This window comes from Streptomyces sp. SDT5-1, assembly GCF_052245995.1.
Classification (GTDB): Bacteria; Actinomycetota; Actinomycetes; order Streptomycetales; family Streptomycetaceae; genus Streptomyces.
Genome location: NZ_CM125963.1, coordinates 6,032,460 through 6,052,620, shown reverse-complemented (window position 1 = coordinate 6,052,620; position 20,161 = coordinate 6,032,460). Strand labels below are relative to the sequence as shown.

At 68.9% G+C, this 20,161-nt stretch carries 16 protein-coding genes; 3 read left to right on the top strand and 13 right to left on the bottom strand.

Annotated elements, in window-relative coordinates; all coding sequences use genetic code 11:
* Positions 1-8: 8 nt before the first annotated feature.
* A complete protein-coding gene (locus ACTWJ8_RS27965) occupies positions 9-4,316 on the bottom strand; it encodes a toxin glutamine deamidase domain-containing protein (RefSeq protein ID WP_443260571.1) in 4,308 nt (1,435 codons plus the stop codon).
* A gap of 225 nt (positions 4,317-4,541) precedes the next feature.
* Between ACTWJ8_RS27965 and ACTWJ8_RS27960 the strand changes: the two genes are divergently transcribed.
* Positions 4,542-7,202 (top strand): SUKH-4 family immunity protein, encoded by a 2,661-nt coding sequence (locus tag ACTWJ8_RS27960; RefSeq protein ID WP_443260570.1) that lies wholly within the window; start codon positions 4,542-4,544, stop codon positions 7,200-7,202.
* 139 nt (positions 7,203-7,341) lie between these two features.
* On the opposite strand, the gene ACTWJ8_RS27955 is transcribed toward ACTWJ8_RS27960, so the two are convergent.
* The 8 genes from ACTWJ8_RS27955 to ACTWJ8_RS27920 all read right to left on the bottom strand — a co-directional run bounded on the left by ACTWJ8_RS27955 (position 7,342) and on the right by ACTWJ8_RS27920 (position 14,801).
* The gene (locus ACTWJ8_RS27955; protein ID WP_443260569.1) at positions 7,342-8,718 is read right to left on the bottom strand and encodes a S8 family serine peptidase; all 1,377 of its coding nucleotides are present in this window, start codon (positions 8,716-8,718) and stop codon (positions 7,342-7,344) included.
* A gap of 92 nt (positions 8,719-8,810) precedes the next feature.
* Positions 8,811-10,211 carry a WXG100 family type VII secretion target gene (locus ACTWJ8_RS27950; RefSeq protein ID WP_443260568.1) on the bottom strand — a complete coding sequence of 467 codons (1,401 nt, stop codon included), beginning with the start codon at positions 10,209-10,211 and terminating at the stop codon, positions 8,811-8,813.
* Between the two features lie 43 nt (positions 10,212-10,254).
* Positions 10,255-10,638, bottom strand: a complete 384-nt coding sequence (locus tag ACTWJ8_RS27945) for a hypothetical protein (RefSeq protein ID WP_443260567.1) — start codon at positions 10,636-10,638, stop codon at positions 10,255-10,257.
* 537 nt (positions 10,639-11,175) lie between these two features.
* Positions 11,176-11,616 (bottom strand): hypothetical protein, encoded by a 441-nt coding sequence (locus tag ACTWJ8_RS27940; protein ID WP_443260566.1) that lies wholly within the window; start codon positions 11,614-11,616, stop codon positions 11,176-11,178.
* 444 nt (positions 11,617-12,060) lie between these two features.
* Complete coding sequence (locus ACTWJ8_RS27935) at positions 12,061-12,681, bottom strand: SMI1/KNR4 family protein (protein WP_443260565.1); 621 nt, start codon at positions 12,679-12,681, stop codon at positions 12,061-12,063.
* An 88-nt stretch (positions 12,682-12,769) separates the two neighbouring features.
* Entirely contained in the window at positions 12,770-13,138 is a 369-nt protein-coding gene (locus tag ACTWJ8_RS27930) for a hypothetical protein (protein ID WP_443260564.1), read from the bottom strand.
* Positions 13,138-14,433, bottom strand: a complete 1,296-nt coding sequence (locus ACTWJ8_RS27925) for an amidase domain-containing protein (protein ID WP_356389378.1) — start codon at positions 14,431-14,433, stop codon at positions 13,138-13,140. Before ACTWJ8_RS27925 ends, ACTWJ8_RS27930 begins: the two co-directional genes overlap by 1 nt.
* Positions 14,434-14,435: 2 nt before the next feature.
* Complete coding sequence (locus tag ACTWJ8_RS27920; protein ID WP_356389376.1) at positions 14,436-14,801, bottom strand: type VII secretion target; 366 nt, start codon at positions 14,799-14,801, stop codon at positions 14,436-14,438.
* Positions 14,802-15,087: 286 nt separating this feature from the next.
* Here ACTWJ8_RS27920 and ACTWJ8_RS27915 point away from each other — a divergent pair, with 286 nt between their 5' ends.
* Positions 15,088-15,453 (top strand): hypothetical protein, encoded by a 366-nt coding sequence (locus ACTWJ8_RS27915; protein ID WP_356389374.1) that lies wholly within the window; start codon positions 15,088-15,090, stop codon positions 15,451-15,453.
* Positions 15,454-15,612: 159 nt separating this feature from the next.
* On the top strand, positions 15,613-16,962 hold the full coding sequence (locus tag ACTWJ8_RS27910) for a hypothetical protein (protein WP_443260563.1): 1,350 nt from the start codon (positions 15,613-15,615) through the stop codon (positions 16,960-16,962).
* A gap of 106 nt (positions 16,963-17,068) precedes the next feature.
* Here ACTWJ8_RS27910 and ACTWJ8_RS27905 read toward each other — a convergent pair whose 3' ends face one another.
* From ACTWJ8_RS27905 to ACTWJ8_RS27890, 4 genes are all read right to left on the bottom strand, one after another.
* On the bottom strand, positions 17,069-17,392 hold the full coding sequence (locus ACTWJ8_RS27905; protein WP_443260562.1) for a hypothetical protein: 324 nt from the start codon (positions 17,390-17,392) through the stop codon (positions 17,069-17,071).
* 537 nt (positions 17,393-17,929) lie between these two features.
* Positions 17,930-18,220: a WXG100 family type VII secretion target gene (locus ACTWJ8_RS27900; RefSeq protein WP_356389368.1), complete on the bottom strand. Its 291-nt coding sequence runs from the start codon at positions 18,218-18,220 to the stop codon at positions 17,930-17,932.
* Between the two features lie 106 nt (positions 18,221-18,326).
* A complete protein-coding gene (locus ACTWJ8_RS27895) occupies positions 18,327-18,653 on the bottom strand; it encodes a WXG100 family type VII secretion target (RefSeq protein WP_356389436.1) in 327 nt (108 codons plus the stop codon).
* A 245-nt stretch (positions 18,654-18,898) separates the two neighbouring features.
* The gene (locus ACTWJ8_RS27890) at positions 18,899-20,092 is read right to left on the bottom strand and encodes a WXG100-like domain-containing protein (RefSeq protein WP_356389367.1); all 1,194 of its coding nucleotides are present in this window, start codon (positions 20,090-20,092) and stop codon (positions 18,899-18,901) included.
* Positions 20,093-20,161: the final 69 nt, after the last annotated feature.

The following is a 20,161-nucleotide window of genomic DNA, read 5'->3' as shown; positions in this document are numbered from 1 at the left end:
CCAGAGGGCTATTGGCCTGGGCCTTCCACAGCAGCCGCCCCTCCCTGCCTCTGTATGGCAAGCTCCATCCAGATCTCAATTTTCCGGTTCAGGTTCGCTTGAAAATCGCGACTAAAGCTACGTTGAACCTGACTTTTCTTGACTTCCGCCCCGTCTTCAAGGCTCCCCCTGCGGAACCCTGTGGCGTATCCGACCGGAACACCTTCAAAAACTTCCGCATCATGAATGTACCCTGAACAGTCAGCGCGCGGCTTCCCGGACCGGTCTCCACAGGGCTCGCGTTCCGTGTAAAGATTTCGCGCCGAAACCGGTTCCTGTCCGGCCGCCTGACGGTGAGAGTTGACCAAATCCAGATAGTTTCCGAGGTGGGGCTCTGAATGCGCCTCATCAGGAGTTTGTTGAGGGATCGAGCTATCGACTAGGTAGTACGTTTGATTGTCGCTCGGATCAAAAACCTCGACAACAGCATAGTTTCGCGCCGTGAAGTCTGGCCGATTCCCGCTGCTCCCCCCTCCTTCCGTAGCACGCATGTGCTGAACTACGTCTTCGCCGTACTTCCCTTGCGCATGTTCAAAGGCCTGCCGACTGGGGCTCAGCTTGCTTCCATTCCGGGTGCCAAACATGTCGGCTTGCGCGTGGTAATGCACCCCGCGCGATATGTCATTCTGCTGTGGGAGCGTGGACGGCGGGTTCGCATAGGGAGGGTTCAAAAGCTCAGGGTCGACCCCGAAGGAATTGTGACCCACCGCATTTTCCCGATGGAAGTCCAGGCTCAATCGAGCCAGAGTCGCCACCACTTCTCCCCGCTCGGACGGCGACAAGGAATCGAACCCAGGTAGAGCCTCCGCAAGTTCCCTGTGCGTGTACGAACCCGTGTTGCCGTTTTCACGAGACGACACATCAAGGACGCGAGCCAGAGAGCCGTCATCCAGCCACCTCTGAAGCTCCTGATGAGTGCGCTCGCTGTCTATCTGCGTGACTTCATGACTTTCACGCAGTGCGTCCTGTGATTCCTCTGGCAGCATGCTGTAATGCGCGTGACTCCCCTGGCCAGGTTGGCCTTCGCCGAAGGGAGTCGAGCCACTCCCCTCGGGCTCCAAAGGAAGTGCTCCCTTACGTTTCGGCTTCTTCGGAGCTTCCTCAGCGCTTGAGTCGTCCTGAGAGTTCTGCTTGTCGCCCGCCGCACCGTACGAAGGAGCCTGCTCCGCCCCTGCCAAAGGCCCTTCACCGAGCAGGGCTCCAGAACGAGCTGCACCATCAGTCCCGGGCGTGCCAATCGGGACGCTAGACATGCTGGCCTGTTCCTGGGTTATGTGCTCGTGATCTGGGTTGGCTTCATCCTTCTGATTGGCTTGCGCCTCGGCCCCCTCGTCCTGCTTCTTCTCCCACGGCGCGTCCATCGTCTGGCCGTTGGCGTCGAACGGGACGTAGCGGACGCCCGCCGCGCCGGTGTGGATGGGGTTGGGGCTGATTTCGCCGGTCTGGTGGTCGGCCCAGACGATCTGGCCGTTGTGGTTGTAGACGTTGAAGGCGTGACCGCCGCCGCCCGGCCACTGGACGCCCACGACGGCCGCCGAGCCGGGGCCCGCCTCCTGGAGGTGCTGGGCTATTCGCGCGTACGGGTTGGGGTGGTCGGCGCCGGCCCAGATCTGCGGGCGGCCGGCCCACGCGTCGAGGTTGTTGTACGAGTCGCGCTCGGGCGACATCGTGTCGAGCGAGCCGTCCGGGTTGGTGTCCGGGGTGCGCGGCGCCGCGACCTGGGGGTTGCCGAACCAGGTGGAGAGCGCGGCGCGGGCGTTGTCCAGGCAGTTGTTGGAGCGCCCGGGCTGCTGGAAGCCGCCGTCGTTCTGCAACTGCGCCCACTGGCCGAACGGATCCGGGTGCCGCTGCGGCGTCCCGTCCGGGTTCCGCGGCACGGCGTTCACCAGCGCCTGCTGGTCGGCCGGGTCCGGCGGCAGCAGGCCGTACGGGGCGTGGTTGAGGCTGTCGCGGATCTGCTGGAGGCTCTGGCCCTGCGAGAGCGGGGCGGGCTGCGACGGGGTGGGCGCCGCGGACGGCGGCGTACCGGGCGGGTTCGAACCGTGGTTCTGGGAGTTGGGGTTGTTGTTCGGCGCCGGGTTCGCGGCGGGGGTCGGGACCGCGTAGACGCCGACCGGGGCGGGTGTGGGTGCCTGGGCGGCCGTCGGGTTGTGGGTCTCCGTGGGGGTGGGGCGCTGCGGGGTGGCGGGCGACGGCTGGGAGGGGATGTTCGGCGACGGGGTGGAGGGCTGCGTGGGGGCCGGGTGCGAGGGCTGGCGTCGGGGGATGTCCGTACGAGGGGTGTCGGTACGGGGAGCGTCTGTACGAGGGGGTGTCGTACGGGGGTTGGGGGTTGTGGGAGTCGTGGGGGTGGCCTGAGGCGGGGCCTGGCGGGTCGGGCCGGGGGACGGCGTCGTCGCGTTCGGCGTGGGCGTGGCGGTGGCCGGGGCGGGGCCGGTGTGCGGGGCCTGGTTCTGGGCCGGCGTCGACTGGTTCGGATCGGTGTTCGTGGGGGTCGGGGTGTGCGCGGGGCGGCTGGGGGTGGTGTGGGTTTCCGTGGCCGACACGCTCTGCGAGTGGAACGTGGGGGTGGACGTACGCGCGTGCGACGTCGTGTCGGAGCCGGTGCTCGTGGCCGTGCTCGTGCCCGTGTGCGTGGCGGCGCCGGGTATGGAGCCCGGGGTGCCGGGGGTGTGCGTCGTGGGCGACGACGTGTCGGTGGGCGTGGGGGTGCCCGCCGGGGTCGTCGGCGTCGTGGGCTGCTGCGCCTGCGTACGGGGATCCGTGGCGGTCGACGGGTCGTGGGCGGGGGACTGCGAGAGGGGGCCGTTGCCGTCGTGGGCGGGGGCGGCGCTCTCGGTGGCCGTGTTGATGCCCTGTGCGACCGGGTCGTGCTGCGTCGACGGCGCTGGGTCCGGGGTGGGCGTCGCGGTAGGCGTGTTGACGTCGGCGTCCACGCGCGCGTGGGGGACGGCGGAGGACGTGTCAGGGGTGCCGTGGTCGATCGAGGCGGCCGCGGGGGTGGCGTGGTCGTTGCCCTGGTGGTGGGTGGGGGCGGAGGTGTCCGGGGTGCCGCCGCTGTTCGAGGCGTCCGGCGTGCTCGCCTGCGGCTGGTCGTTGTAGCCCGCGTCGAACGGGGTCAGCGGCCGGTCGGCCCCCGGTGCCGTAGCGGAAACGGATGCGGAGGCTCCGTCATTGCCTACGTTGGCGTGGGCGCCGACTCCCGTTCCGCCCGAGGCGGCGTGCCCGACGCCCGCCGAGCCCGAGGCGCCTGCACTGTGGCTGGGGCCGGAACTTGGGCTGCCGCCAGTCCCCGTAGAGCCCGAACCCGAACTCGATTCCGAACCAGAGGGCGAGGAACCGGAGTCGGAACCAGAACTCGAACCGGAACCGGAATCCGAGCCATTCGAACCAGAACTGGAACCACTGGAACCGCTCGAACCACTCGAGCCCGTCCCTCCATCGCCTCCGCCCCTCGACGAATCCGATGACGACGAGGACGAGGACGAGGACGAGGACGACGAGGACGTGGACGAATCCGATGACGACGAATTCCCCGCCGCACTGTCCAGCCCACTCCGCGCATGATGCCCGGCCCGGCCACCCGCCCCGTCCCGCAACGACTCCCCCAGCGTGGAGCCGAAGTTGTCGAACCCGTCCTTGACGGCCGTCTTGCCCGCATCGGCGGTGCGCCCGAGGTTGTAGCCGTCCTGCGCGCCGAAGTTCTGGTTGACCGTCTGCGCGACGAGGTCCTTGGACATCTCCTCCAACGCGGAGACGAACGGTTCCTTCACCGCCTCGAGGGCCGCCTCAAGGAGCGCCTGCGCGGCCTCCTTCAGGATCTTGCGGATGGCGATCCGGGAGACCTGCGTCATCGCCGCCGACGCCACCCCGGACAGGCCGAACGTGACCACGGCCGTCGCCGCCGCGACCGCGATCTGGATCGCCAGCACGATCAACTGGACGATGACCGCGATCTTCATGCCGATGATCAGCATCGCCGCGACGTCGAAGACGCCCGCGATGACCTCGGCGGCCTGCCGGGCGTCGTCGAGGTAACCGGAACCGCCCGCGAAGTTGTCCCACTTCTCGACGAACGCGTCGATGGACTCGCCGTAGTTCTCCGAGGTGACGTTGCCGGCCGACTGCATCGCCGCAGCCTGGATGTCGCCGACCTGCGCCCCGAAGTCCCGCCAGGTCTGGGCGCACTGCATCATGTGGTCCTCGTTGGCGGTGGGCCAGTCGAAGCCCAGCATCTCCAACAACCAGGCCAGCTCGTCCGGCAGCATCATCGCCATGGCGGCATCTCCCCCGTGTCGCCCTCCGTGCCCAACTGGCACATCGAAAACCGGAGTTTAGTCAGTCACCCGCACGGCAGCACACCCCCTCCGCTCGCTCTCGCCCCGTTGTCAGTCCCCGCCGATAAAGTGACGAAGCACGTGATCACGACGCCACGACGGTCACCGCGACCAGCGCACACAGCACATACGTAAGAAGCACCACGCTCAGCACCAGGGAGACACGTGACCGCGCAAAGCAGCCAGATGGGAGCGGCACCGCACTCGCACGTCGCCCACGAGCCGCACCCGTTCATCGGCGGCCGGGCCTCCGCCCTGCGCGCGCTGGCCGCGTGGCGGGCGTCCGCTCAGGGCGTGCCGCGCGTGGCGCTGCTCACCGGGTCGCCGGGCTGCGGGAGTTCGCGCCTGCTGACCGGTTTCCTGATGCTGTGCGACCCGGGCCACCGCGAGCGGATCGACCTCGCGCGCCTGGACCCGTGGACCGTTCCGCCGCCGCTGCCCGCGCCCGCGGTGCCGAGCGCCGCCGACCGCACGCCCGCCCAACTGCTGTGGCTGCTCGCCGACCACTACGGCATCGACGCCACGCGCGACGCCGAGGTGTACGAGGCCCTGGCCACGGTCGGCACCGAACGCGTGATCGTCGTACCTGATGTGGACAGGGCGGGCCCCGTACGGTCGGGGCGCGGGCCCGAGCGGATGGCCCGCGAGCTGCTGCTGCCACTGGCCGGAATTCCGTCCGTACGGCTGCTCGCCGAGGTCCCGCGCGCGGTGGCAGCCGACATCGCGGCCGCGCTGCCCGCCGGGACGGCGCAGGTCATCGACCTCGACGCGCCGGAGCACGCCGACCCGCAGGGCCTGCTCCTCCAGGTGCAGACGGCGCTCGACCCGAACTTCGGGGCGCCCCGACTGCCGTTCACGGAGGACCCGCAGATGCGGCTGTGGCTGGCGCAGGGCATCACGGCGCGCGCTGGGGCCGGCCGGGGCGGCAGCCGCCTCACCGCCGAACTGGCCGTCAACGCGCACCTGCTGGCCCCCGAGGCCCCGCCCAACCCGGCCCACTTCCCCTCCGACCCGACCGAAGCCGTCGACATGCACGCGCATCGCCTCGGCGCCGACCCCGGCACGCTGCGCGCGATGCTGGCGCCACTCGCGCTCGCGGAGGACGAGGGCCTGCCGCTGCCCCTGTGGGCACCCCTGGCCTCGGCACTCGCCGCCCGCGACCTGTCGTCGGAGATCGCGGCGGGCAGACAACTGGCGGCCCCCTTCATCACGACGCCGGAACCGCAGACGCACACATCAGGCGAACCGAGCGCCCCCACCCGCATTTCCCTCGCCCACCCGGCCCTCGCCGAGGCCCTCCGCACCACCCTGCCCGACGTACGCGCCGCCCACCTCTGCCTCGCGATGGAGCTGCTGGAACGGGTCCCGGGCGAGGGCTGGGACCATGCCGACCCCTACGTACGGGACGGCGTCATCGGCCACCTCCTGGGCGCGGGCCACCTGCCACGCCTCCTCAAGGACCCGTGGTTCCTGGTCCACGCGGACCCGGTGACGCTGCGGGCGGCAGTCGAAGAGACCGCCGCGTCAGGGTCCCCCGAACTCCCCGCCCCGGGCCGCACGTACCTGCGCATCGCCCCGCTGCTGACCCGTTCGCAGGCAACCCCACCGCAGCGCGCCCACCTGCTCTCGGAGGCCTTCGCCGAGGACGGCCTCACGCCATACGCCCAGGCCCTCGGCCACACACAACCACCCACGACGACACCAGCACCCCGCTCCCCGGCGCCGGCCCCCGCTCCCGCCACACCCACACCCACACCCACACCCACCGTCCCGGACGGCGTCCCCCTCGCGGCGACGGCGACGCCCTCCGGCCCCTCCGCGGCACCCCGCCCCGCCACCGGCCCCGGCAACACCGCCGTGTTCACGTACGTCGACCCCCGCACGGGCCAGGAGGCATACGCGACGGCCACCTCCGCCCCGGGCCAACCCCCGGCGGAGTATCGAGGCATGGCGGAGCTCAACCGGCTGGGCGTGCCGGCGAACAACGTCGTGGCGATCCACACCGACCTGAGCCCCGGCTACTTCCCCGGCGGCTACACGGCGAACCTCCTGTCGTCCGCCTTCCCGAACGCCTCCCAGTCGCACGCCCACCCCTACGGCTGGGACCCGGCCTCCCGCGCGGAGGGCATCGCCGCACTCACGTCCCACGCCCAGTTGATGGCCCAACTCGCGGGCCAGCAGCCTCCGCCCACGCCCTGCCGCGCCCCACTCCCCCACCCGGCACCACCCGCGCACACACTGCCGGACGCGGACCTGGGCACCCTGCTCACCCAGACCTTCGGCGACCAAGGGGTACGCCGCTACGCACCCCAACTCCTCGCCACGGCGCCCCTCCCACCCTCGACCCGCACCACCCTCTCGACGGCCGGAATCCCCGCGGACGTCCCGCTCTTCTTCCTGGCGGACACGGACGCGCCGGGCACCCCGCCCGTCATGGGCGGCATGTTCGCGGACGTACGCACCCACCTCATCGGCACGGGCACCCAGTTGAGCCCCGAGGCCTCGACCACCCTCGCGGCACACACCCGCCTCGGCACGGACGGCGTGTACGTGATCTCGGTGCACCAGCAGACGGGCCAGATCTGGGCGGTGTTGCCGCTGGACGGCCGCCTCCAGTACGTCAGTTCGTCCCTGACCGCCTTCGCCCACTCCCTGGCGACACTCTCCGCGACCCGCACCCACATGCGCGACACGGACCCCTACGTATCGGCAACCCTCCTCACCGACCTCCAGTCCCGCCTGCTCTCCATCGACCCGGCCTCCCTCTCCGACCCGAACAACTGGTGGTCCCTGATCATCGAACAGATGTGGCACGGCTTGTTCTGAGAGTCGAACGCAAAGCTCGCCCCAGGAAATCCAGCGACGCAAGAATGAGGCACGAGGCAGAACGGTCCACAGACGCAGAAGGGCCCCGCATCCGAAACGGATGCGGGGCCCTTCTGCGCTGCTCAGGGAAGGAAAACGACTACTGCTGGCCGTACGGCGGCTGAGGCGGTGCTTGCGGGTACGAACCGGGGGCAGGGTGCGCCTGCTGTTGGTACGGATTCGGCTGCTGCGCCGGGTAGCTCTGCTGCGCGGGATACGGAGTCTGGCCCCCGCCACCCCAGCCACCAGGAGGCGGCGGGCCGCCACCGTTGTTCTTGCGGCTGCGCACGATCACCACGACAACAATCGCCAGCACAACCAGGACCGCGACAGCGATTCCAACAATTACGCCAGTGCTGATGCCGCTGGAATCCGACGAATCAGACGCGGCGTCCGGCGCCGAAGAGGACGGGGCAGACGCATCGCTGCCCTTCCCCTTCGCGATGGCAGAATTCAGCTCGTCGACCTTCAGCGGGCCGTTCTTGGGACCAGCCGGGATGTCCTTGGTGAGGGCCGAGTAAGGCTTGATAAAGCCGTACCCATAGTGCTCGTCCGGGAGCGACGTACCGCTTGCGGAAGCGGGGAGAGCCGCGGTCTTGACCAGGCGGTTGACCAGCTGCCCTGCGGTCAGATCGGGGAACTTCTGCTTGAGGAGGGCCAAGGCTGCGGACGTATAGGCCGTCGAGTCCGAAGTACCGGTGTTGATGTCGTAACCATCAGCGTCAAGACCTGCAGCGACGTTCTTCACGCCTGGCGCGGCGAGCATCAGTTCTGGTCCGTAGTTGGACTTGTCCCAGATGTTGCCACTCGAATCGACGGCTCCCACGGTGACGACGCCTGGGTCGCTGGCGGGGTAGTTCAAGTGCTCGACGCCGGTCTTACCGTCGTTTCCGGCTCCAGCGACCACCGGCACTCCGTGCTCCAGCGCGTATGCAATTGCTTCGCGCTCCGCCTGGATCGCTGCGGATTTGTCACCCGAGTTCCACACCTGTCGGGAAATGTTAATGACATCCGCGCCATGATCCACGGCATACCTGATCGGCTTCGCGAAGAATGTCTCGTCGTCACCAATCGATTGAATGGGAAGAATCTTGGCGTCGGGCGCCAGCCCCTTCACGCCATCCTTGCCACCCGCACCATGGCCGTGCCCAGCAATGACGCCTGCCATCGCAGTGCCATGCCGCACATCATCCTCGCTCGGTCCGGAGCCGCTCGAAGATTCCCCGCTGGTGAAATCCTTCCCCTTGAGGAATTGGCCCGTGAGGTCAGGGTGGTCCTTCTTGAAGCCGCCGTCGATGACGGCAACCGTGACGCCCTTACCGGTCGCCTCGCTCCAGACCTTCTCGGCAGCGAACGCCGTCAGCGGCCACTGGTCGTCTCTGACCTGGTCCGCCGACGCTGTCGGCGCCGCCGCGAAAAGCAGCGCTCCCGCCGCCGCTGCAGCGCCCGCCGCGCGCAGCGCTCGCGTGAAGCTCATGCCGTAACACCTTCCCTCGCAGGGCGGGGCCCACAGCCCGAAGGCTGCGGGCCCCGTCTTGTCTTCACCGCATACTTAACCAGTAGGCCTGACTATTCCACGACCTTGGGGTTAACAGTGCGGTCGTTTGCCCAGGTCTGCTCGTCTTCGACCAGGTAGTCCGGGCGAGCGTTCTCGCGCTTCTTCTTGTCCTTGCCGTTCGTCTGGGCGCCGTGTCCGGCGAGACCATTACGTCCGGCGTTCTTACCGGCACCGCCGGTCGCGGTCTTCGGCTTCTGGCGCAGAGCCGAACCGCCCTGCTGTCCGGAGCCCGGCTTCACGACGGACTTGCCGATCTCGCCGCCCTTGGTGCGAGCGAGCGAGTTGCCCTTCAGGCCCTTCGCCGCCCCCTTGCCCGCAGCGCCGGAACCGGCGCCGCCGGCACCCATGCCGCCACGGCCCATCGCACCGGCGCCACCACGGCCCGCAGCACCAGCGCCGAGGCCGGCTCCAGCACCCAGGCCTCCGCCGATACCCGTACCGCCAGCACCGCCCGCGCCTGCACCCGCTCCGCCACCGATGCCGCTGCCAGCGCCAACCGCCGAGCCCGTCCCGATACCGCTGGTACCAGCACCCGAGCCCCCTCCGAAGCTGAGGTTGCCCGCACCGATCTGAGACCCAGCCGTCGGCTTCTGCGAGCCGATCCCGCCGCTGATGCCACCTGTAGTCGGCTTCGGCGACTTCGCTCCGGCGATCGGCGCCCCCGTCCCAGCGGAACGAGCCAGGTTCCCGGAGCCGGCGCCCCGGGAGGGGCCCGTCACGGAACCAGCGACGATAGGCACGGGAGCGACCCCCCCGGGGTCACCCGGATAGTCGTCGGAGCCATCAACCGGTGGCTTGCGCTGCCACGACCCCATTGACTTGGTCTGGCCGTTATAAGCAGCACCCAGCTGCTCCATCTTCACGGCCATCTTCATCTGCGCCTCGCGACCCTCCGACATATCGCCTTCGCGATTGTCGACGATCTGCTGAGCGGAGACGTTCGAGTTCGCGATGTCTCGATTGAGGCCATCTTCGTCGCGGCCGCCATCGGTGAGCCGGTCACCGATGCTGCTGCCGCTACTCGGCTTCTCCATTGCCATGACCTCGGGCTTGATCTCATCAAGCACGTTGCCCGCACTGGTCATCGCTGTGGAGACATGCGACGCATAGGTGGAGGTGTCGTGAATCTTCTTCGAGATCACCTTGGACCGAGCCTGAAACTGGTCCGCCGAGGTTCCGTGCCAGTCCTTCAGCACCTCGGCGACTGCCGCCTCGTAGACGGACTTGATCTCGACAAGCTGATCGTGGACGCCTTTCCACCCCTGGGCGGCCTCATGAACCGCACCAGGGTCGGAGTTCTGGACCATGGACTTCATGGTGTCCATGTCGTGGTCCTTGAAGTTGGTCGTGTTCTCGCCGGCAAAGCACTGCATCGGCGCCACGAACTCGTAGTCCGCGCCCTTGTCACTCATCCCTGCCCCGTTTCCCCTTCGCCTCCGCTGGCCGTCCAGTACGTCACGCCATTGACCCGGCAGTTGCCCCACCCGAGTTACCACCCGACGACACGCTGGCGGACGCCGTGGTCGCGCCGTTCACCGAGCTCGCCGTATCCGCTTCCGCGTCTTGGTACGCGCCGTGCGCCCTCTTCGTCTTTGTACCGAAGTCGTCCATCACCGACTCAAGGTGGTCCACGACGGCCTCAAGGTAGGTCTTCATCTCATCGTGTGCGGCGGTCAACTTCTCGGCTTCGTCGAACCCGGTCCCCAATGCACCCTTCGGCAGGTACGTCCTGTGCTTGGTGTCCGCGCTCGCCTTACCAAGGTCACCAATGACCCCGTTCAACTTCTTGATGACGTTGTCGAGTGCGCTCAGATCGACCTTGTACCCGTCACCGGCCATGCGCTTGGCCCTCCCCGTTCATCCTGCTAGTCCCGTTCTTCACCTTGGGGGCGATAAGTCCGGTCCCCTGTCACAAGCCTGCCCTTAGCCTATCGAACGGCACCCACACCCCGCTCGGTGCTGCCCGTCACAACTGCGCGTCAAGCGTGCCGGATACACCGCCTTATGGGGCATAAGGCACACAATCGCGAGGCACAGCTGTCCTCGCTGTCAGCTTCCCTCGAGTCCTACCCCGCCAGAGGCTCTCGCCCAGCCCCAGCTCGAGTCACCCGGAGTCCGTCATCGGCATCACTCATACAGGCGCACCCTCGGTTCTGGGACACACCCGGATGGCTTGCCCAGACGCGATGTGACGTGACGTGATCTCAACCGCCCAGGCCCGATGCGGCGTTTGGGCTTCGTTCGGTCGAGAGCTCGGAAGAACGTGACAACCATGCACGCGGAAGCTGCCACGGGGCCTGTCCGAGCGCCCAACTACCGGGTATGTAAGGCATTTTTCACGCCCGCGCGACACCGCCACACCATCGAGAAGTCTCATTACCCTGCGACCCCCGAGCCCGTCGGCACGCGGTCGACGTGGCTCAGTCGGAGGGGGAACGCGTCTGCCATGTGTCGCCAGCCCTGGCCGATGAACTGGACCGAGCACCACGAGCCGTCGACGAAGCCGATTTCGTGACAGCCGCCCGCGACATCGCTTCGGTCCCGGATCCATCGCACGTTGCCGAGTTGAGCGGACCAGCCCACCTCGACCGGGCCGTACCTGCCCGTGCGCGTACCGGCGCGTGAAACGTAGGTCAGCTGTAGGCGGCGGTCAGTGACCTGCATGATCACATCGGTGCCGTTCTTCGTCCGAGGCATGACGGCTCTGGCCAGGCTCCCCGCCATGGAGTTCCAACCACCGTTGAACGGCTTGCCGGGCTTCTTCTCCCCTTGCCAGGTGACGGCGTCGGCCAGTGCTTCGATGGGATTCCACGTCATGGTGACCAACCCGAATGTCACACCCACCGGGAGCATGCACCAACTCCAGAACGTCCGACGCTCCGCTCGGAGACCCCGCGGCCGACGCAAATAGCTCGGTTCGGGGGCCCGCGCGGCCAGGCCAACCCGATGTTCGCCTCTCAACGCCTCGTCGGCCTGCACAGCCTCGCGCGCTCGCACGATCGACATGTCCTTACGGCCCTGTCCACTCAACTGAAAACCTCCTCACCAGTGAAATGTTCGGCGCCCACGAGCGGGAGGCGCCTGTCGAAAGGTTGCAGATCCAGTTGGAAAGGAGAGCATGTGGCCACTCGCACCAAACCCCACAGCTTCCACGCGGCAACGTGGATGAAGTCATGACGCTCCTTGTCGAGAGCATCGGAGAGACGTCCGCATCTCCTGGAACGCACCTGGGTCGGCGAGTTCCAATTCCGGCAGCAGGGATCACAGTCGCAGCGTCGCCCCGTCCGGAAGGTCGGCGACCTGCTGAGCGAGCGGGCCGCGGATGCGCATCGCCGTCGCCGCGTCGGCGACCTTGAAGTTGTCGAACTCGTAGTTGCCGCCCGTGATGAAGAACTGGAGCGGGACCAGGCGCTCGGACGGGGCCAGCGCGCCGTTGGCCTTCTGGTACGCGAAGGCGAAGCTCGCGGCGCCGTTGACGTCAGGGTCGTCGAGGAGCCATTGCGCCCAGTCGTTCAGGCCGGCACCCAGTTCAGTCCGCTCCGCGGATTCCGGGTGGAAGGTGACCACCCTCGCGCCGTCGACGATGCCGAACTGCGTGCCAAAGATGTCCTGGCCGAAGCAGAAGAAGTCGTCGGCCAGGTCGCCGTAGGTGTCCTTCCAGGTGTCAGCGGCGTTCCAGGACAGGAGGTCGGGGCCGAGGCCCTCGTCGCCCGCTCGGAACACCTGTACGCCGGCGTTGAAGAGAAAGAAGCCGTTCGTGCGGGAGAGGATCGAGCCGAGTTCCGCCAGGGGGCCGGATTCCACGCCGAAGTCCATGTCGATGGTCGGGCCCATCGGGCCTCGCGCGCGGTTCAGGAGTTCGTTCAGGGCGTCGGCGGCCATGGTGTGTCACTTCGCTTTCGGGTCGGGATCGTCGGCTGCTTGACGCGTTCTTGAGTGGGCCCCTCGCTCAGAAGGTCAGCCGTCCGGGTCACAGCATCACAAGCCCCGAGCAGTCCTGCCCGCCCGCGGGGTCCGGCGCGTACACCCAGTACAGGGCGGCGAGTTGGAGCAGGAGGAGGACGGGGGTGGTGCAGGCCGCCGCCAGGGAAAGGCGCGTCTGCCACGTTGGCGGACGAGGCGGGAGCCTGCGGTGCAGGCGCACGTGCAGCAGGGCGCCCACAACCGCGCACACCGGCGCCGCCCACGCCGTCACGTACATGCGCGTCGACGGGCCCAGGTAGTGGCAGTGCTGGTACGTGTCGCCCTCGAAGGAGAAGTGAGCTGCCAGTAGGGCCGCCGAGGCGAGGATCAGGAGTGGGGCGAGCAGGGACCGCCCACCGGATGGCCGGGTCGGCATCAGTACCAGTCCGGGGACGGGCGGACGAAGCGGAGGTGTTGGTCGCCGTCGTTCTTCTCCGTCGAGGGGAGGCGGCCCTCGAGGCTGACGTTCTGGTACTCGTTGTTGTGCTGCGTGTACTTGATCTCGCCGTCCGGCATCACCGCGGTGACGATGGCCACGTGGTGGGTGTTGCCGCGGTCCGCCGTGTCGGCCTCGCCCGCCTGCTCGTAGTAGATGAGGTCCCCCGGCTTCGCCTCGGACTGTCGGACCTCCGAACCCCCGTGCTTCAGAAGGAAGTTCTGCTGGTTCTCGGCCGCGGCCCAGGTGTCCGAGTAGGCGAGTCGTTTGTCGATGGCGTCGATGCCGGTGCGGTGGCCGATCATCCAGGTGTCGTCGTCCGCGGTGCCCCAGAAGCTGGTCTTCTCCTTCATGCCGGCGTGGTGGAGGGCGTTGGAGACGAAGTTGGCGCAGTTGTTGCCGAAGTCGGTGGGGTCGGCCTTGTTCCAGTTGGCGAGGGCGTACTCGACCATCTTGACGCGGTCGTACTTGCCGTCGGTGCCGCGCAGTTCCTGGCGCACGTCGGCAGGAACACCGTCGAGGTTCGCGATCGCGACGGGTTCGGCCAGCATCATGTCCTTGCGCTGCTGCGGCGTGAGGCCGTTCCACCATCGGCGGGCGGTGGCCGGGTCGGCGCCGGTGGGGATGTCGGCGGCGAGCATGCGCATCTGGGTGTGCGAGGCGTGTTCCTGGAGGTCGCCGAGCGCCTTGTCGGGGTCGGTGACACCCGTCTGGGCGGCGAGTTTCGCGAACTCGGAAGCCGCCAACTCGTCCGCCGTCGTGACCTGTTGGACCGCCTGGTCGATCAGGGCCTGGATCTCGGCGCGGTGTCTGTCTGCGTCTGCCTTCGCGTCTGCCTTCGCATCCGCGTTCGTGTCCGCGTCGCCTGCCTCGCCTCCCGGAGGATCGGCGATCGTGCCGTCCGCGGCGATCTCCAGACCGTGGCGCGCCGCGAGTTCCCTCGCCGCGTCGAGTGTGCTCTGCGCGGTCTCAATGGTGGTCGTCATGCCGTCCGCGACCATATTGACCGCGAGCAGGATGTCGTACGCGGACTCCAACTGGTCGGCCAGCTTGGCGAATTCGGCTGCCGCCGTGGCGCCGACCGCGTCCGTCCAGTTGTCGGCGAGCGGCTTGGCGCCGTACTCGCGCAGGTCCTGCGATGCGCTCAGGGCGTGTTTCGCGAGGGCGTGCCATTCGTCGGCGGCGGTGGCCCAGGTCTTCGGCCGGGCGGAGTCCACCCCTTCGTACGCGACCATGCTCAGGCCCTCCGGAGATCGTGACCGAGGTCGTGCAGACCGGTGCGGAGGCGGGATTCGGCCTCCGCGTCCGCGCGGTCGTAACCGTCCGCGGAGTCGCGCAGCTTCTCGCTCAGCTCGGCCATCCGCTTTGCGAGTGAAACCATGTGGTCCTCCCACGCGCGGGCGCACTCCTGGAGGCGGGCGGGGCTGCGCCAGCCGTGGCCTTCGTGGGTGGCGGCGACGTCGTCGCTGGTGTCGAGCGAGTGGCCGAGGCGGTTCATGGTGTGCCGGGCCAAGGACGCGGTGTCGTCGGCTGTGGCGCGTACGCGGGTGACGTCGATGTCGATGTTCGCCGCGCCGCCTGGCGTGGTGGCGGTGTGTGCCATGGGCGTTGGACAGCTCCCCCGTTGGGCCCGGGGACCGTGCCCGGGCCTGTTCGAATGCGGCGATCATCGTACGGCGCCGGGCCGGGGCCCGGAACGTCGATGCGAGGTCCGTGCGGGGCGCGCGGCCCCTGCCTGCGACATCGTCTCCTCACACGGCCCTGACCTGTGCGTACGGCCGTGACGGTGGGCGCGAGGGCGTGGGCGTGCGGTGTCGACTTGGGCAGGGTGTGTAGGGAAGCTGTCGTGTGCGGCGCCCTCGGGGACGGGGGCGTTTAGGCTCCGCGACATGACTTATGGCTCGGAATTCGACGGACAGCTGAAGGCGCCCACGTCGCCTACGTCGCTGAGAACGCGGTTCCAGGGTCAGGGTCGGCAGAAGGTCGTCGCCGACCGCAGACGGGCCGCCCGTCAGGCACGGCGGGTGTCGGCGGGGATCTCCGCCCTGACGGCCGTCGTCGCGGTCGCGGTCGCCGGGGTCCGGCTCGTACAGGGCGGCGCGGCCGGAACGTGGACCGCGCTGTACCTCGCCGGCGCCGCCATCAGCTCCTGCGGCATCCTCCTCGCGCGCGCCGGGCGGACGCGGTGGGCGTTGGCGGCGGTCTGCGTGGGGGCGGGGGTCGCGGCGCTCGGGGACGGGCCGATGTTCGGGTGAGGTCCCCTCCCCCCCGGATTCCCGTGTGACGCGCCTCGGACGCTAGGGTCGGCGGTTCACAAATGCCTTACGGGGACGGGGAATCGGGTGCACGACAGCGATACGCGGATGGATCGGCCGGAACCCTCCGAACAGCTCGAGCGGACGAGTGTCGGAACGGTGCGGCTCGGTCGATGGGTCGCCGTCTCCGGGGCCGTCGCGCTCGTCGCCCTCACCGGTGGCTGGCTGCTTCTGCCCGCCGGGACGGTCAGAACCGTATTGACGTGGGCGGCCCTCGGTGTGCTCGTCGTGTGCGTGGGGGCGGTCGCGGGGCAGGTGCGTTCCGGGCGGCGGATTTCACGGGCGGAGGCCTACGGCTTGGCCGTTGCCGAGGTGCGGGAACCGGGGCGGCAGGCGAGCACCGTACCGGCCACCGTGCACGGCACGTGGTGGGTGTGGGTGCGTGTCACGTCGGTCGCGGTCGCCGTGGTGACGACGGCGGTGCTCGCCGCGTCTCTCGGTTTCGCGCAGCCCGAACGCTCATCGACGGCCGCCGCGATCTCTGAAGCCGACTACGTGATCGAGGAGTTGTCGGTCGTCTCCGTCGCGCGCGTGGACGCCGCCGGGAGCAGCCCGCGGAGTTCGACGATGGCCGACTACACGGTCGAGTTGCCGACGGCGGACGGTGGCAAGGAGGCGGCTGCCACGTTCCGCGCGTACAACGGCAAGGGCGTACGAGAAGTGGGCGACACCTACGAGGTCGCCCACGTGCCGTCGCGGCCCGACCTCGGCGCGGTCGGTGACATCTCCGTGGCGGCCGTCGAGGCTCGACTGGCCGGGCATACGCTGCCGTATCGCAACATTCTGCTCATCGCGGTCGTGTGGGCCGTCGTAGCCGCGGCTGCTGTGGGCATGGGTACCGGAGTGGCGTCGCGGCCTCGGGGCGGGCGGCGCGTGGGGGACGACTGGGTCGCCCTGCGGGTCGTGGTGTCCGGGCAGACGGAGCACGTCGAGGGGACGGACAAGCAGGGTAAGAACAGCGGCCGTTACGCATGTCTGACGTTGCGCACCGACGCGGGTGAGGACGTTCCGCTGGCCATCGCCGCGAAGCTGTCGGCGGCGGTCCCCGTACTCACCGGCAGCACGGGCTGGCTGCTGTGGGATCCGCGGGGCGGTGGCAAGGCGAAGGTCGCCGCGGACTTCGTGGCCGACGAGGGCTGGCAGTTGCCGGGGCGGGTCCCCGGCTCGGTCGCGACCCGTGTCGCCGCGTCACCGCGCGGTCCCGTCCCGACCGATCCCGGCCGCCGGGTCCGGCTCCTCGAGCCGGGGGCCTTCTGGGTCCGTACGGTGCCCGTGGGCCTGCTCGTCGGGCTACTGGTCTCGGCGGCGGCTGCAGCCGCGCTGCTGCTGCCGGTGAACGGCGGCTGGCGGATCTGGACGTCCCTCGCGGTCGTACTCGCGCCGATCGCCGGGTGGGTGCTGGCCAAGGAGCCGAACGGCACGGTGGGGGCGCGGGAGACCACGGTGTGAGCTTCCTCGTGCGCCGGAGCATCGTCACGTACCAGGCGTGAGCGGCGGCGACCGTACGCGAGGGCACACGCATCGTGCCGCCGACCCTGGCCGTCCTCCGGTGGATTCAGCTCACTGCTGCCGCGAACGGCTCGGCGTGCGTCGGGACCGATGCCACCAGCGCGATCCACGACTGGTCGGCGAAGAGGAGCTCGAAACGCCCCCGCTGGACGACCCCCTTCGGGTTCGCGCGGATGCCGGCGACGGCGGCCTGCGGCGCTTCCCACTGAGGTTCGTACGCCCTCTTGAGTTGCCACACCTTGGCGCGGTCGCCAAAGGCGAGCACTCGGCGGTCGGTGAACGCGATGGCCAGTTGGGAAGCCGGCAGGTACGCGGCGGAATAGTGCGCGACCAGGAGCCTTCCGGCCTGGCTCTCCCATCCGCCGTGCATTCCCTTGCCGTGCGCGGCCCGCGCGAGCCCGTCGTCGATGGCCTACCCGGCGCTGTCCGACACCCGCTCGATGCCATCCGTGATCCGCTCGACACGGGAATGGGCGTCGGGGGCGCTCGGCTGTAGAAAGCGTTGCACCGGGCCAGGAAGCCGGGACTTGATCCGGCGCTCGAGTGCGGACTCCCGCGGGGGCGGTCGCAGCCACAAAGGCCGGTCCGGCACCCCTGGTGTCGCACTCACAGACCGCGATCAGTTGCTCGCCGGGCCGCAAGTGCGGTTCGACCTGGCTGCGGCATTCCTTGTTCATCGGCCTGGAGTTCCTCTGGCTGACGCGGCACTCGTCGGCCGCTTTCTGGAGCAGCTCGGCCGTGCCTTCCCTGCCGATGGCCTCGGCCTCGAATTGCGCTTCCAGCTGTGCGAGTTGGAAGCGCAAAGGCATCGGCGGCCGCACCGGACCGACTCCGAAAAACGCACCGGGGGCGGCCGGTGCATTCGCACCAGCCGCCCCCGGTCACGCGGAAACGCTACGCGTCGGCGTTACGACCAGACGCTCGTGTTGCGGCTCTCGGTCGCCTGGTAGTTCTGGGCGGCCGTGTCGAGCGCGCGGGCGATCGACTCGAGGGTCTGGTGGAGGGACGCGGCGCGCTGGTCCCACTCGTTCTGCTTGGCCTGGTAGCCCTCCTGGGCGGCACCTTCCCAGGTCGAAGCGATGCGCTTGACGCCGGCCTCGAGGTCGTCGAGCTGCTGGCGAACGTTGCTGGCCGTGGACTTGACGTCCTGCGAAGCCTGGGAAATGGTCTGGAAATTGACCAGAACCTGACCGGACATGATGTCTCCCCCGGGGGATGTTGGACGGAAAGGTGAAGAAGGGTTGCGTCGGTGACGCGCTGGCCACTGTCCACGTCCTGACGGACCTGGTCAGCGGTCGGGCGGCTCATCCGAAGGGAGAGGCCTCCGCGCCAGAGGCGACGTGCGAGATCGACGAGGCCTGCTCGTCCTCGGACGTCTGGTAGTTCTGCGCGGTCGCGTCGATCGCTTCCTTGATCTCGTTCAGCACGCGGTTGAGGGCGGTGGCGTCCTCGTTCACCTGGTTCTGCAGGTTGTTGTACGCAGTGGCCGCCTGGCCCTTCCAGCCGGAGGTGATCGAGTCGACCACCGTCTGCAGTCGCTGGATCTCACCCTGGATGGACTCGTTCACCTGCGAGATACGGCCGCTGAACGCGACCATCTCCTCGTGCGTGACATTAAATTGACCGGCCATGGCCACTTGCCCCCATGAGAATTCGACATCGGTCCCCGCGCCTCACGGTTCCCTCGGGGAACTGGGGCACGGGTGGCACTTCTCGATAGTGCCGCGACAGTACTTTAGCCACAACTGACACGGTCACCCAAGGCGGTTCCCAGGTGACCGGCCGTGCCGTGACAGGATCCACACAATGTCACGGATCGATATCGGGGCATGCCGCTCGCGCGGGTCCCCTTTACGTCCGTTTTACGTGGGTTGGGTCAGCCGAAGACGGCTCTGGTGCGGGCGTCTTCCGAGGTCCGGCCGGTTCCGCCACCACCAGAGCCACCAGAGCCACCACCGGAGCCGGCCGCCGGAGCGGAGTCCGTCGCCGGTGTCTCAGGCGCCGACTGGTCGCCGCCCCTCAGGCGCGTGAGCCCGTCCTGCGCCAGCTCCCCCGCCCTTCCTGTCGCGCCCTCCACGGCACCGTCCACCACGCCCTGGGCCGCCTCGCCCGGCGACGACACCATCGACGACGGGTCCAGCGCGTCCGTGACCGCCTGGCCGGCCTTCGGCAGGCTCTCGGCCGTGCTGTCCACGATGCCCTGGGCCGCGGCCCCTGCACCCTGGCCCACGCCCTCGCCCGTCGCGTGGACGCCTTCGCCGATGCCCTCGCCGATGGTGCCGAGCCCCGCGCTCGCGGCCCCGCCGAGCAGCCTGCCCGCGGGACCCATCTGGCCCGTGGCCTCGCTGACCGCTCCGCCCGCGCCGCTGACGGCCGACGACGCGAAGGTGCCCGCGCCGACCACCGCGGCCTCGCCCCACTTCATGCCGTCCTGCGCGCCGAAGTGGGTCTGCACGCCCTGCTGCACGAGGTTCTGCCCGGCCGCCTTGCCGGCCTCGACGGCCGCCTCCTTGACGATGTCGACGACCATCTCCTTGACGGACCTGACCGCCTGCTGCTCCACGGCCTGCGTGACCTGCTGGATCAGCTTCTGCTTCAGCTCGTCGAGGATGCGGCGCACGATGAGCCGGGTCGCCTGCGTGGCCCCGGCCGCACCGATCTCGGAGAGCCCGAACGTCACGGGCGCCGCCGCCTGCGCCGCCGCGATCTCGAAGGCCAGCGCGATGAGCTGCACGATCACCGCGATCTTGCTGGCGACGACGATGACGGCGACCGCGTCGAGCGCGAAGGCGAGGATCTCGGCGGCCATCGCGGCGTCGTCGAGGTACCCGCCGCCACCGCCCGAGAACTTCTTCCACGCCTCCTCGAACCCCTGGGCCGCCTCACCCGAGTTCGAGCCGAGCACGGCGCTCGCCGCGCTCGACCCGCCGTTCTGCGTGTCCCGTACGGCCGTGGCGAACTGCCGCCATGCCTCGGCCGCTTCGTGGATCTTGTCCTCGTCCGCGTCGGGCCAGCTGTAGCCGAGCAGGTCGAGGACCCATGCGACCTCGTCGGGCAGGGTCAATGCCATGCCGTGTCACTCCCCCGTGGTGTGCGTGTGTGGTGGTGGTTCTCGAGATGGGTGATGGCGTATGCGCCA

What these genes read in the sequence shown, in the direction of transcription:
- ACTWJ8_RS27965 (WP_443260571.1), bottom strand. Translation starts at nt 4,316, where the DNA reads ATGGCGATGATGCTGCCGGACGAGCTGGCCTGGTTGTTGGAGATGCTG.
- ACTWJ8_RS27955 (WP_443260569.1), bottom strand. Translation starts at nt 8,718, where the DNA reads ATGAGCTTCACGCGAGCGCTGCGCGCGGCGGGCGCTGCAGCGGCGGCG.
- ACTWJ8_RS27950 (WP_443260568.1), bottom strand. Translation starts at nt 10,211, where the DNA reads ATGAGTGACAAGGGCGCGGACTACGAGTTCGTGGCGCCGATGCAGTGC.
- ACTWJ8_RS27945 (WP_443260567.1), bottom strand. Translation starts at nt 10,638, where the DNA reads ATGGCCGGTGACGGGTACAAGGTCGATCTGAGCGCACTCGACAACGTC.
- ACTWJ8_RS27940 (WP_443260566.1), bottom strand. Translation starts at nt 11,616, where the DNA reads ATGACGTGGAATCCCATCGAAGCACTGGCCGACGCCGTCACCTGGCAA.
- ACTWJ8_RS27935 (WP_443260565.1), bottom strand. Translation starts at nt 12,681, where the DNA reads ATGGCCGCCGACGCCCTGAACGAACTCCTGAACCGCGCGCGAGGCCCG.
- ACTWJ8_RS27930 (WP_443260564.1), bottom strand. Translation starts at nt 13,138, where the DNA reads ATGCCGACCCGGCCATCCGGTGGGCGGTCCCTGCTCGCCCCACTCCTG.
- ACTWJ8_RS27925 (WP_356389378.1), bottom strand. Translation starts at nt 14,433, where the DNA reads ATGGTCGCGTACGAAGGGGTGGACTCCGCCCGGCCGAAGACCTGGGCC.
- ACTWJ8_RS27920 (WP_356389376.1), bottom strand. Translation starts at nt 14,801, where the DNA reads ATGGCACACACCGCCACCACGCCAGGCGGCGCGGCGAACATCGACATC.
- ACTWJ8_RS27915 (WP_356389374.1), top strand. Translation starts at nt 15,088, where the DNA reads ATGACTTATGGCTCGGAATTCGACGGACAGCTGAAGGCGCCCACGTCG.
- ACTWJ8_RS27905 (WP_443260562.1), bottom strand. Translation starts at nt 17,392, where the DNA reads ATGCACGGCGGATGGGAGAGCCAGGCCGGAAGGCTCCTGGTCGCGCAC.
- ACTWJ8_RS27900 (WP_356389368.1), bottom strand. Translation starts at nt 18,220, where the DNA reads ATGTCCGGTCAGGTTCTGGTCAATTTCCAGACCATTTCCCAGGCTTCG.
- ACTWJ8_RS27895 (WP_356389436.1), bottom strand. Translation starts at nt 18,653, where the DNA reads ATGGCCGGTCAATTTAATGTCACGCACGAGGAGATGGTCGCGTTCAGC.
- ACTWJ8_RS27890 (WP_356389367.1), bottom strand. Translation starts at nt 20,092, where the DNA reads ATGGCATTGACCCTGCCCGACGAGGTCGCATGGGTCCTCGACCTGCTC.